7 protein-coding genes are annotated in these 12,266 nt (G+C 68.0%); 5 read left to right on the top strand and 2 right to left on the bottom strand.

All coding sequences use genetic code 11. The features are described from left to right. Positions 1-214: 214 nt before the first annotated feature. Positions 215-1,234, bottom strand: coding sequence for a heat-inducible transcriptional repressor HrcA (gene hrcA, locus P5W99_RS02600; RefSeq protein WP_421042509.1), 1,020 nt, complete (start codon positions 1,232-1,234; stop codon positions 215-217). A gap of 221 nt (positions 1,235-1,455) precedes the next feature. Between hrcA and P5W99_RS02595 the strand changes: the two genes are divergently transcribed. The 4 genes from P5W99_RS02595 to P5W99_RS02580 all read left to right on the top strand — a co-directional run bounded on the left by P5W99_RS02595 (position 1,456) and on the right by P5W99_RS02580 (position 4,752). Continuing rightward, the gene (locus P5W99_RS02595) at positions 1,456-2,367 is read left to right on the top strand and encodes an NAD kinase (RefSeq protein ID WP_421023078.1); all 912 of its coding nucleotides are present in this window, start codon (positions 1,456-1,458) and stop codon (positions 2,365-2,367) included. A gap of 7 nt (positions 2,368-2,374) precedes the next feature. Next, positions 2,375-4,054, top strand: a complete 1,680-nt coding sequence (recN, locus tag P5W99_RS02590) for a DNA repair protein RecN (protein ID WP_434661662.1) — start codon at positions 2,375-2,377, stop codon at positions 4,052-4,054. Between the two features lie 99 nt (positions 4,055-4,153). Then, positions 4,154-4,435, top strand: a complete 282-nt coding sequence (locus tag P5W99_RS02585; RefSeq protein ID WP_421042511.1) for a type II toxin-antitoxin system Phd/YefM family antitoxin — start codon at positions 4,154-4,156, stop codon at positions 4,433-4,435. Then, on the top strand, positions 4,432-4,752 hold the full coding sequence (locus P5W99_RS02580; RefSeq protein WP_421042512.1) for a type II toxin-antitoxin system RelE/ParE family toxin: 321 nt from the start codon (positions 4,432-4,434) through the stop codon (positions 4,750-4,752). The genes P5W99_RS02585 and P5W99_RS02580 overlap by 4 nt, the downstream gene beginning before the upstream one ends. Here P5W99_RS02580 and glnE read toward each other — a convergent pair. Further along, entirely contained in the window at positions 4,730-7,579 is a 2,850-nt protein-coding gene (gene glnE, locus P5W99_RS02575) for a bifunctional [glutamate--ammonia ligase]-adenylyl-L-tyrosine phosphorylase/[glutamate--ammonia-ligase] adenylyltransferase (RefSeq protein WP_434661661.1), read from the bottom strand. The genes P5W99_RS02580 and glnE overlap by 23 nt on opposite strands. Before the next feature lie 210 nt (positions 7,580-7,789). On the opposite strand from glnE, the gene P5W99_RS02570 reads away from it, so the two are divergent. Further along, positions 7,790-12,211 (top strand): YhdP family phospholipid transporter, encoded by a 4,422-nt coding sequence (locus tag P5W99_RS02570; protein WP_434661659.1) that lies wholly within the window; start codon positions 7,790-7,792, stop codon positions 12,209-12,211. The last annotated feature ends 55 nt before the right edge of the window (positions 12,212-12,266 follow it).

The raw sequence follows: 12,266 nt of genomic DNA, 5'->3' as shown, positions 1-12,266 counted from the left end.
TTCAAGGCGCGGCAAAGGTTGCACCAGTGCGCATTATAGCGGGCGTGACTGGATACGCCGGGCCGGCTCCAAAGCCCGCTCACGAGGCGCGGGATGCACCGCGGCGGCGCACGCCAAACCCCCACCGTTAGCCATTCGGCCAGTGGCGCGCGGCCCGGCTTTGGGCGATGATCGGTGCAAAGGGAAACGCGGGCAAACCGCGCGGCAAGCGCTTTCAGCTCTGGCTAAGCGTGAGCGAGAGCAGGCGCGCGGTGATGTCCACGATCGGAATCACGCGGTTGTAGGCCATACGCGTCGGGCCGATCACGCCGAGCGTGCCGACAATCTTGCCGTTCACTTCGTAGGGCGCGGTCACCACGCTCATTTCCTCGATCGGCACGAGGGTCGACTCGCCGCCAATGAAGATCTGCACGCCCTGGGCGTGGCTCGACACATCGAGCAGCTGCAAGAGACTCGTTTTCTGGTCGAACACGTCGAAGAGCTTGCGCAGGCGCGCCATGTCCGACGACAGATCGGCCACTTCGAGCAGGTTGCGCTCGCCGGAAATGAGCACGGTCTCGCCGGTATCGGTTTCGTCGGTGCTCGCGGTCACGGCGGCGTGCATGAGCGTGGTCATGTCGCCGCGCAGCGCGTCGATCTCTTCGCGCAGGCGCCGCCGCACCTCGTCGAACGAAAGTCCGGCGAAGTGCGCGTTGATGTAATTGGAGGCTTCGATGAGCTCGGAAGGCGTGAAGTCGCGCTGCGTCGCCATGATGCGGTTCTGCACGTCGCCTTCGGGCGTCACGATAATGAGCAGGATGCGCTTGTCCGACAGGCGCATGAACTCGACCTGCTTGAACACGTGCGTGCGCCGTGGCGTGAGCACCACGCCCGCGAACTGCGAGAGATTCGAGAGTACGCTGGCCGCCGCCGCCACCACCTTCTGAGGCTCGCCGGGGCGCAGCGTGGTCTTGACCGCCCGCGTGAGCGCGTCGTCGTCGGCCGAGGGCTCGACAGTGAGCAGGGTGTCGACGAACAGGCGATAGCCGCGCGGCGTGGGCACGCGCCCTGCCGAGGTGTGGGGGCTCGACACAAGCCCCAGCTCCTCGAGGTCCGACATCACGTTGCGGATCGTCGCCGGGCTCAGCTCCAGGCCGGAAAAGCGCGACAGCGTGCGCGAGCCGACCGGCTGACCCTCGGCGATGTAGCGCTCGATCAGCGTTTTGAGGAGGGTTTGTGCGCGAGGGTCTAGCATGACTGAAAATTCTAGCCTAATGCCGGGTTGGCGGCGAGTCCGCCCGCGCTCGCGCCCGCGGCCGGGCCGCCCGGGAACCGTGGCAGCCTGTGCACTGTTTTGGCCGGTCTGTCATCGCCGCGTCACGCCGGCCTGCAAAAAAGGGGCGCAGCCCCTGCCCACGCCCCGTGGGCAGGGGCTGCCAGGTTCTTTTCGAGACCCGACTATGGTGTAATGCCGGCATGCAGATCCAGAAGATCCAGAGCCAGTTCAAAACGGTTGCGCTCGTCGGGCGCAGCAATACGCAAGGCATCGGCGAGCCGCTGATGGCGCTCGCCCACACGATTTCGCAGCGCGGCTTCGACGTGGTGTTTGAAGCGCACACCGCCCAGCAGATCGGCGCCACCGGCTATCCGGCGCTACAGATCGCCGAAATTGGCGCGCGCGCGGACGTGGCCGTGGTGCTCGGCGGCGACGGCACGATGCTCGGCACCGGCCGCCAGCTCGCGCCCTACCGCACACCACTCATCGGCATCAACCACGGGCGTCTGGGCTTCATCACCGACATCCCGTTCGCCGACATGCAGGAAGTCGTGCCGCAACTGCTCGCGGGCAGCTTCGAGCGCGAGGAGCGCTCGCTGCTCGAATCACGCATTACGCGCGGCGGCGACCCGATCTACCACGCCCTTGCGTTCAACGACGTGGTGGTGAACCGCAGCGGCGTTTCAGGCATGGCGGAGTTGCGCGTGCACGTGGACGGCCGCTTCATGTACAACCAGCGCTCGGACGGGCTGATCGTCGCCACGCCCACAGGCTCGACCGCCTATTCGCTCTCGTCGCAGGGGCCGCTGCTGCATCCGCAGTTGCAGGGCATCGTGCTCGTGCCGATTGCGCCGCACGCGCTCTCGAACCGCCCGATCGTACTGCCCGATGACTGCAAGGTCAGCATCCAGATCATCGCGGGACGCGACGTCAACGTGAACTTCGACATGCAGTCGTTCACGGCCCTCGAACTCAACGACGTAATCGAGGTGCGCCGCTCGCGCCATACCGTGCCTTTCCTGCACCCGGTCGGCTACAGCTATTTCCGGACCCTGCGCCAGAAGCTGCACTGGAACGAACACCCCTCGCTGCAAGACGACCCGGAAGACTGACGCCGCCATGCTCCGCCATCTTTCGATCCGCGACTTCGTGATCGTCGCCGCGCTCGACCTCGAATTCGACAACGGCTTTTCCGTTTTCTCCGGCGAAACCGGCGCGGGCAAGTCGATCCTGATCGACGCCCTTGCGCTCACGCTCGGCACGCGCGCCGACGCAGGCGTGGTGCGCACGGGCGAAAGCCGCGCCGACATCACCGCCGAGTTCGACGCCCCGCCGCACGTGGCGCAGTGGCTCGACGAGCAGGCGCTCGCCACGCCCGACGGCGAGGACACCGTGATGCTGCGCCGCGTGGTCGACAGCGGCGGGCGCTCGCGCGCGTTCATCAACGGCACGCCGGCCACGCTCGCGCAGCTGCGCGAAGTGGGCGAGCGCCTCGTCGACATCCATGGCCAGCACGCGCATCAGCTGCTCATGCGCCCCGACGCGCAGCGCGAGCTGTTCGACACGCACGCGGGCCTGGTCGACACGGCTGCCGCCGTCACGCGCGCGTGGCGCGCCGCCCGCGACGCGCGCCTCGCCGTGCAAACCGCGATGTCGCGCGACCGGGAACTCCAGCTCGAGCGCGAGCGCCTTGCCTGGCAACTCGCCGAACTCGACAAACTCGCCCCGCAGCCCGGCGAGTGGGAAGAGGTGAACGCCGAGCACGTACGGCTCGCGAATTCGGCGAATCTGATCGAAGGCGTGCAAGGCGCGCTCGCCGCGCTCTCCGAATCCGACGAGGCGATGATCTCGCATCTGAATTCGATCCTCTCGAAGCTGCGCGATCTCGCCGAAGTCGATCCCGCGCTTGGCGACGCGCTCGCCGCGCTCGAACCCGCCGCGATCCAGTTGCAGGAAGCGGCCTACTCCCTCTCCCATTACGCCCAACGGCTCGATCTCGATCCGCAACGGCTCGCGCAGGTCGAGCACCGGCTCGACGCGCTGCACTCGGCGGCACGCAAGTTCCGACTGCAGGCCGAATCGCTGCCCGAGGAACACGCGGCGCGCCGCGCCCAGCTCGCGGCGCTCGACGCCGCCTCCGACCTCGACGTGCTGCGCGCGGCCGCCGACAAGGCGCACGAGGCGTATCTCACCGAGGCCCGCGCGCTTTCGAAGTCGCGCGCGAAGGCCGCCAAGGCGCTTGGCGCGGCGGTCACGCAGGGCATGCAGGAATTGTCGATGGCGGGCGGCAGCTTCGAGGTCGCGCTGGTGCCGCTCGGCAACAGCGCGAACGGCGAGCCGATCGGCGGCGCGCATGGTCTCGAGCAGATCGAATTTCGCGTGGCCGGCCACGCGGGCGTGCCGCTGCGCCCGCTCGCGAAGATCGCCTCGGGCGGTGAACTCGCGCGCATCAGCCTCGCACTCGCCGTGATCGCGAGCGCCGCGAGCCCCACGCCCACGCTGATCTTCGACGAAGTGGACACCGGCATCGGCGGCGGCGTCGCCGAGGTGGTCGGGCGCTTGCTGCATCAGCTCGGCCGCCAGCGCCAGGTGCTGTGCGTCACGCACCTGCCCCAGGTTGCCGCGCGCGGCGATCACCACTTCCAGGTCTCGAAGTCCGGCGACGGCAACGGCGGCACGGTCTCGGTCGTCACGCCGCTCGACAGACCGGGCCGCGTGGAGGAAGTCGCGCGCATGCTCGGCGGGCTGGAGATCACGGCCACCACGCGGCGGCACGCGAAGGAAATGCTGGCAGCTTGAGCTATGTCCCGGCAGACCGATGCAACCCTGAATATCGCGCACATTCAGTCCGAATCTGGGACTATATTCAGTCTTGGAAAGTCCATATCCGGAATGGAAATGAAGCCGAGCCACGTCAAGCCCATCAGCTATTTGAAGAGCCACGCAGCGGAAATCATTCGCGAAATCGCCGAAAGCGGCGAGCCGATGCTTATCACCCAGAATGGTGAAGCCAAGGTTGTCGTGCAGGACGCTCAGTCCTACGAAGACATGCAACAGACGTTGGCGCTTCTGAAAATTCTCGCCTTGGGCCGCAAGGAAATCGAAGCAGGCCAGGTTGTCCCGGCGAGCGAGGTGTTCGCCGAACTTGAGCAAATGGACAAAGACGACGGCCTTGCATGAAGGTCGTCTTCCTTCAATCCGCTCGCACCGATCTGCAACAGCTCAGGCGCTATCTGGTCACCAGGTTCGGCGGGCAGGTCTGGCGCGAAGCACTCGCGCGCATGAAGCGCGATGTGGCGCAACTCGAGTCTTTTCCGCAAAAAGGCTCGATTCCACCTGAACTGGACGAACTCGGCACTCCGAACTATCGGCAAGTCGTCAGCGGCATGTGCCGCATCATCTACGAGATCGACGACCAAACCGTCAATATCCACCTGGTCGTCGATATCCGAAGAGATTTGAAAGACGTCCTGGCTAATCGTCTTTTGAGACCTTAGCCAGCTCCCCAAACACCCGCTTCCAGAGCGCCAGCACGGCTTGGCGCTCGCGCTCGACCCGCGCGGAATCGACGCGAGCCGCCTCCATGCCGTCGAGCCTTAACTGGTGCTGGAGCTTGCGATAGAGCCGGTAAGCCGAGCCGATCGTGTCGGCCTCCTCCTCGCTCATCAGCCCAAAGCGCGAGACCTCGCGCAGGAGCGCAATATTGCCCGTGTTGCGGATCAGCTCGGGGTCCTGCGCCGCGTGCAGCAGCACCCAATATTGCACGAGGAATTCGATATCGACCATGCCACCGCGGTCGTGTTTCAGATCGAATAGCTCGGTGCGGTTCGGGTGGCCGTCTTGCACGCGCTGGCGCATTTCGACGATCTCCTGGGCGAGCAGCGCCGCATCGCGCGGCGTCGTGAGCACCTGCACGCGAATCGCTTCGAAAGCATTGCCGATGTCTGCGTCGCCCGCCGAAAAACGCGCGCGCGTGAGCGCCTGGTGCTCCCACACCCATGCGGTATTTGCGGCGTCGCCCTCGCGCAGCTGGTAGCGCCGGAACGAGCCGAGATCGGTGACCAGCAGCCCCGATTCGCCGTTGGGCCGCAGGCGCAGATCGACGTCGAACAGCGTGCCCGCGCCCGTGGAAGTCGTGAGCCAGGTGATGAGCCGCCGCGCGAACGTCGCGTAAATCTCCGAGGCGCGCTCGTCCTCGTCGTCGTAGAGGAAGATGAGATCGAGATCCGACGCGTAGCCCAGTTCCTTGCCGCCGAGCTTGCCGTAGGCGATCGCGGCGAAGCGCGGCACCTCGCGGTGGCGCTTCGCGAACTGCTTCCACACGGTTTCGATGGTCACGTCGAGCACCGCGTCCGCGAGCTCGGAGAGCCGGTCGCTCACGTGCTCGACCGACAGCCGGCCCGCGAGGTCGTTGAGCAGGATGCGGAACACCTCGGCCTGGTGCGCGTGGCGCAGCAGGTCCATCTGCTGCTCGACGTCGGCAGCGGCCGCCAGGCGCGCGCGCAGCAGACGCGAAAACGCCGGCCAGTCGAACGGTGTGGCGACCGCTTCGTCGTCGAGCAACTCGTCGAGCAGTTGCGGATGGCGGACCAGATAGCCCGCCGCCCAGCGCGACGCGCCCAGCACCTTGAGCACACGATTGAGCGCATCCGGATATTCGGTGAGCAGTGCGAGATACGCGCCGCGCCGGATCACGGCTTCGAGCAGATCGAACATGCGCGCGAGCGTGTCGCCGCGCCGCTCGCGCGGCTCCAGCGTGCGCGCCGCTTCGAGCGCGCGCTGCGCGACGCTGTCGAAGCGCTCGCGGCTTTTCTCGGGCAGCCCCGTATAGCGCGACGACTGCCACAGCCCGCGCAGGCGCGCGAGCAGCGGCGCGGGATCGTCGATGCCGAGTTCCGCGAGGCGTTCGAGCAGCGTGCCGTCGGCGCCCTCTTCGGTTAGCGCGTCGCTCCAGACCCAGGCGGCCGCGCCGTCCCCGGGCACGCCGCGGCCGCTGTCGCCGCTCACTTTGTCGGAGAAAATCTGGTCGAACTGGCGCTCGACCTTCTCGCGATGCGCATCGAGCACCGCCATCAGCGCGGCGTAGTCATCAAAGCCCATCGACTTCGCGAGCGCCACGCGCTCTTCGGGATCGATGGGCATCGCGTGGGTCTGCGCGTCATCGCGGTATTGCAGCCGGTGTTCGAGCTCGCGCAGGAAGTTATAGGCGCTCGTGAGCTCGCCGCAGACCTCGGGCGCGATCAGCCCGCGCGCCGCCGCGTAGCCGAGCACCGCGAGCGTCGGGCGCACCCGAAAGCCCGCGTCCTGGCCGCCGCGAATCAACTGGAACACCTGCGCGCTGAACTCGATCTCGCGGATGCCGCCGCGCCCGAGCTTGATGTCGTCGGCCTTGTCGGGGCGCATGGAGGCGCGGCGCTGCGCTTCATGGCGGATCTGCATGTGCAGCGAGCGGATCGCGCTGATCACGCCGAAGTCCAGATAGCGCCGGTAGACGAACGGCTTCACGAGCCCTTCGAGCTGCGAGGCGAGCCGCAGCGCGCTTTCGCTCGACGTCTCCGAGACGAGCCGCCCCTTGATCCACGCATAGCGCTCCCACTCGCGGCCCTGTACGTAGAAGTACTCCTCGAGCATGCCGAGGCTGCATACGAGCGGACCCGAGTCGCCGTTGGGGCGCAGCCGCATGTCGACGCGAAACACGAAGCCGTCCGCCGTCACGTCGGAGAGCGCGCCGATGAGGCGCTTGCCCACGCGCGCGAAGAAGTCCTGGGTGGCGATGGGCGAGCGCTGGCCGCCCGTGGTTTCGCCGTCGTCCTCGTAGACGAAGATCAGGTCGATGTCCGACGACACATTGAGCTCGCGCCCGCCGAGCTTGCCCATGCCCACCACGCCCAGCGTCAGGCGCTCGCCGTTCGGCCCGCGCGGCTCGCCGAAGACCGCCTCGAGGTCCGCGCTCACGACCGCCAGCGCGCGCTGGATCGTCAGTTCAGCGAGATCGGTCATGGCGCCGGTGACCTCGACGACATCGGCCGCGCCGGCGAGGTCGCGCTCCATCACCGCGCAGATTACCTCGGCGCGCAACTGGCGCAGCGCCTTCTTCAACTGCTCGTCGGTGAGCGGCGCAGCGGCGACGGGGGTGGCATTATCCGCATTGGCCGGGCCGCCGCGCGCCTCGTCGCACAACGCATCGAGCCGCGCGGACAGCGTCGCGCGCGTGAGCGGCGCAGCCGCAAGCGCCTGAACCTGATCGGCCAGGCCAGCGCGGGCCGCATAGGCACGCGCCGCATAACGCGAATATTGGGAACTCAGAAGGGAAATGTCAGTCATGGTGGATCTTTGCCCGGCTCGTGGAGCGGGGGTTGGGTGGAGGATGGGTCAACACCGGCATTGCGTGAGCCGCCCCCGCCGCCGTGCCAAAAACCCCGTGCACCAGCGCGCGACAGGCCATCCCGGCTTCCCCGGATGGCCGGCTCCATGGCCCCCTGTGATACATTTCGACGTCAGAACGCAACGCTACCATACCCCACCCGCCGCAGCATGTCCGAGCGTAACGACCCCGCGGGCCAGCATCAAACCGGACATGCCAGCCGGGAAAATGCAGGCGTGGGCTCACAGCACCATCACCCTGTCCTGCGCCACACGTTCCGCGTGCTGGCCGGCATCGCACTCGTCCTTTATTTCATCGTCGCGGTGCTGCTGCTCGGCCTGCGCTATGTCGTGCTGCCTTACGTGGACGATTTTCGTCCGCGCATCGAAAAGCTGGTCTCCGAGAAGATCCACGCCGAGTTTCGCATCGGCAAGCTCTCGCCTCACTGGTCGGGCTTCCAGCCCGGCATCGACGTCGCGGGCCTGACGATCCGCGACCGCCACGGCAACCTCGCGCTGAACGTCCCGCACGCAACGGCCGCGGTCTCGTGGCGCTCGCTCGTGAGCTTCGAGCTGTTGCTCTCCAGCGTCGTGGTCGAGCGCCCCGACGTGCTGATCGCGCGCGAGGACGACGGCATGCTCACGGTCGCCGGCGTGCCGGTGCCCACGGCGCATACGGGCAACGCCACCTTTACGACCTGGCTCATGCGCCAGCAGGCCATTGTGCTGCGCGGCGGCACGCTGCGCTGGCACGACGCCACGCGCGACGCGCCCGAGCTCAAGCTCTCGGACATTCGCCTCGCCATCCTCAACGACGGCTACGACCACCGCGTCGCGCTGCAGGCGCCGGCCGAGGGCACGGTGCTGCACGGGCCGCTCGACTTCCGCGCGCACTTCCGGCACGCGCGCAACGCGCAGGCGGGCAAGCCGCTCGACTGGAACGGCGACGCCTACGTCTCGACCGGCCCCGTGGACCTGCCCACGCTGGCGCGCTACATCGCCTTGCCGCTCACGACCTATGCCGGGCGCATCAACAATGCAATCTGGGCGCACTTCGAGGCGGGCCGCATCAAGTCCGCCGACGGCGTGCTGAGCGGCAACGACATCGCGCTGCGCGTGAAGGCGACCCAGCCGCGCCTCGACCTGCCGGTCGCGCAATTCAGTTGGCGCATCGCGGCCGAGCCCGGCGACTACACCCTGCAAATGCGCGATTTCCATGCCGAGCTCGGGCAACCGCCGCTCGACGACGGCACGCCGCTCACGCGCTCGCTCGCGTTTGCGACGCTGGACGGACATATGCGCCAGCAGTCGCTGCAGCACGGCCAGCTCCTTTCGGTCAATGGCGACCGCATCGATTTGGGCATCCTCGCCGAATTCATGCGCGCGCTGCCATTGCCGGGGCGCGTGCAGAACGCGCTCGTGCGCTTCAATCCGCAAGGCGTGATCGCCAATTACGATCTCGCGCTGGAGCGCGCAAGCCCCGAGGGCGGCGAAGCGGCCGCCGAGCAGCGCGACAAGAGCGTCGAGCCCATCGTCCACTATCGCTTCAAGGGCGACCTGCAAGGCATCAGCGTGGCAGCCCAGGAGCCGGGGCCCGGCCTCACGCCGCGCGGCCATCCGCGCGCGGGCCTGCCCGGCATCGAGAACCTCTGGGGGAAAATCGACGCCGACGAATCGCGCGGCTCGCTACACCTCGACACGGCCGCAAGCACGCTCACGCTGCCGGGCGTATTCGACGATCCGCGCCTGAAGTTCGACCGCCTGTGGGGCGCCATGACCTGGACGATCGCCGCGCAGCGCCAGCCCGGCGACAAGCTCAAGGCGTTCGCGGTCAACGTGAGCGAGCTGGGCGTGCAGAACGCCGACGCGCGCGCGAGCATGACCGCGCACTACACGAACCCCGGCCACGGACGCGGCGCGCTCGACCTCGTCGCCAAATTCGATACGGCGCAGGTCAAGGCCATCGCGCGCTATCTGCCCACCAGCATCCCTGAGAAGACCCGCGTCTATCTGGGCCACGGGCTGCAGGCGGGGGTCTCGAAAGGCGGGACCATCGAGATCCATGGCGATCTCGCCAAATTCCCCTACTCGCGCGACCCGGAGGCGGGCCAGTTCCGCATCGTCGCGCCGTTCCAGAACGGGCGCTTCGAGCCGACGCCGTTTCCGCCGCGCACGCTGCGCAACGGCGCGCCGAACGTCTGGCCCGCGTTCGACGGCATCGACGGCGTGTTCCAGCTTCACGAGAACAAGCTGCGCTTTGACGTCGCGCGCGGTCATTACCGCAACTTCGTGCTGCGCGACGTGACCGGGCGCATCGACGAACTCGGCATCAAGGGCTCCGATATCGTGATCGAGGGCGCGGGGCGCGGGCCGCTCGCGGACCTGCTCGATTATGCGGACAACAGCTCGATCGGCGCGATGTCGAAACACGCTACCGAGAAGGTGCAGGCGCAGGGGCCGGCCACGCTCGCGCTCAAGCTCACGATCCCGCGCAAGCCGATGCCCACGGTGAAGGTGGCTGGCGCCATCGGCTTCGAGAACGACACGCTCACGGCCAATAACGTGCCGCCGCTGTCCAGCCTCACCGGCAAAGTGCACTTCACGAACCGCAGCGCGCAGGTGGAGCGGCTCACGGGACGCTTCCTTGGCGGCGAGGTGCGCGCGAACGGCGGCCTGAGCGATGACGGCCGCTATCACGTGAACGTGGCCGGCAACGTGGCCGTCGACGCGGCGCGCGGGCTGAACCTGCACGGCACGGCGGCGGCGGTGCTTGGCCGCTTTTCGGGCTCGGCGCCGTGGTCGCTCTCGGTGGCGGGCGAGCGCGGCCATCTGCCCGACGTGAAGGCGCACTCGGATCTGACCGATCTCGCGATCGACTTGCCCGCGCCATTCGGCAAGACCGCGGGCGCGCCCATGCCGCTGCGCTTCGAGCTGCAGCCCGGCGCCGGCGACGGCAGCGACACGGAGACGACGGCCGCCGCCGACGTCCCGCTGTACGAGCATGCCGATCTCACGCTCGGGCCGCTCGCGGCGCGCTACGTGCTGCGCCGCAATCCGGGCCACGTGCCAGGCGTGGTGCGCGGCGTGATCGCCATGAACCGGCCCGCCGATCTGCCCAGCGAAGGCGTGGTCGCGGTGGTCGACGTGCCCACCTTCAACGCCGACGCATGGCGCGGGGTGGCGCAGGAGCTGCGCGGCAGCGCGGCAGCAAGCGAAGCCGCGGCTGCAGCGGCGCCGCCCGCATCGCAGGCGGCGGCAAACGCCCGCCCGCCACAACCCGCATCGCAGACAACGGCGAGCGCCGGGAACACCGCAAGCGCAACGAGCACAACAAGCGCGCCACAAGCCGCATCGACAGCAAGCGCCGCAAGTGCCCCAAGCGCCGAAAGCCCAACCACCGCGCCCGTCCCCGGCGGCGCGTTCGCATCCTATCTGCCCTCGCGCTTCGCGGTCCACGTCGGCATGCTCACGCTGCTCAAGCGTCACTGGGAAAACGTGATCGTGGGCGCCACGCGCACCGGCAAGCAATGGCAGGCCAACGTCGCGTCGAATCAGGTCTCGGGCCACGTCGCGTGGAAGCCGGGCCCCGTGGCGGGCTCGCCCGGCACGCTCGAAGCGCAGCTCGCCCGCCTCGTCGTGCCCGCCGCGACCGAGAACGATCTGCTCGGCCAGGCCATGTCGCAGCGCGCCCAGAACATGCCGTCGATCGACCTCGTCGTGAACCAGCTCATCGTGCGCGACCACGACTTCGGCCGCCTGCAGATGAGCGCCCACAATTACGTCGACAATGGCGTGCCGGTCTGGCAGCTCGACAACCTCGACATCGCCAACCCTGACGCGCACTTCACCGCGACCGAGAACTGGCGAGCCGTGGGCGACGAAGCGCCCCCCGCCGACACCGCGGGCGGCGCGAGTGAAACGCCGCGCCGCACCGTGCTCGACTTCCACCTCGACCTCAAGAACGCGGGCTCGCTGCTCGAACGCGCGGGCGTCGCGCATGTGGTCAGGGGCGGCCAAGGCACGTTGAGCGGCAAGCTCGCGTGGCGCGGCGGCCCGACGGCGCTCGACTATCCGACGCTCGAAGGCAGCCTCGCGCTCGACCTGCACCATGGCCAGATTCTCAAGATCAATCAGGGAGTGGCGTCGCTGCTCGGGGTGCTGAGCCTGCAAAGCTTCGCGCACTTTCCCGAGATGGATTTCCACGACCTGTTCGGGCCGGGCCTGCCGTTCACGAGCGTGACGGGCACCGGACAGATCCAGAACGGCGTCGGCCGCACCGACGACTTCAAGCTCGTGACTGCGCCGGGCCGCGCGCAGATGGCCGGCACCATCGACCTCGCCCACAAGACCCAGGATCTGCGTGTGCACGTCGTGCCCACGGTGAGCGCCGGCGCGGGCGTGATCGCCGCGACGATCATCAACCCGTTCTTCGGGCTTGGCGCGCTGATCGCCGATGTCGTGCTCCTGCATACCGTCGAAGTGGCATTCGCGCGGACCTATGCGATCACGGGTTCGTGGTCCAAACCGCATGTCGAGCGACTGCCGGACGATCAGGGTAAGATGAATACGCCGGTTCCGGCGGCGGCGCATTGAGCGGCGCAGTGGCTTGCCGCGCGCCTTCGTGCCGTGCACCGCAACCGGAACCCCC

Origin of the sequence: Paraburkholderia sp. A3BS-1L (genome assembly GCF_051125215.1) — a bacterium.
Lineage (GTDB): Bacteria > Pseudomonadota > Gammaproteobacteria > Burkholderiales > Burkholderiaceae > Paraburkholderia.
This window is presented reverse-complemented; position numbering and strand designations above follow the sequence as displayed.

Coding starts and splice junctions, on each gene's coding strand:
- recN (WP_434661662.1), top strand. CDS start 2,375: ATGCTCCGCCATCTTTCGATCCGCGACTTCGTGATCGTCGCCGCGCTC.
- P5W99_RS02595 (WP_421023078.1), top strand. CDS start 1,456: ATGCAGATCCAGAAGATCCAGAGCCAGTTCAAAACGGTTGCGCTCGTC.
- P5W99_RS02580 (WP_421042512.1), top strand. CDS start 4,432: ATGAAGGTCGTCTTCCTTCAATCCGCTCGCACCGATCTGCAACAGCTC.
- P5W99_RS02585 (WP_421042511.1), top strand. CDS start 4,154: ATGAAGCCGAGCCACGTCAAGCCCATCAGCTATTTGAAGAGCCACGCA.
- P5W99_RS02570 (WP_434661659.1), top strand. CDS start 7,790: ATGTCCGAGCGTAACGACCCCGCGGGCCAGCATCAAACCGGACATGCC.
- glnE (WP_434661661.1), bottom strand. CDS start 7,579: ATGACTGACATTTCCCTTCTGAGTTCCCAATATTCGCGTTATGCGGCG.
- hrcA (WP_421042509.1), bottom strand. CDS start 1,234: ATGCTAGACCCTCGCGCACAAACCCTCCTCAAAACGCTGATCGAGCGC.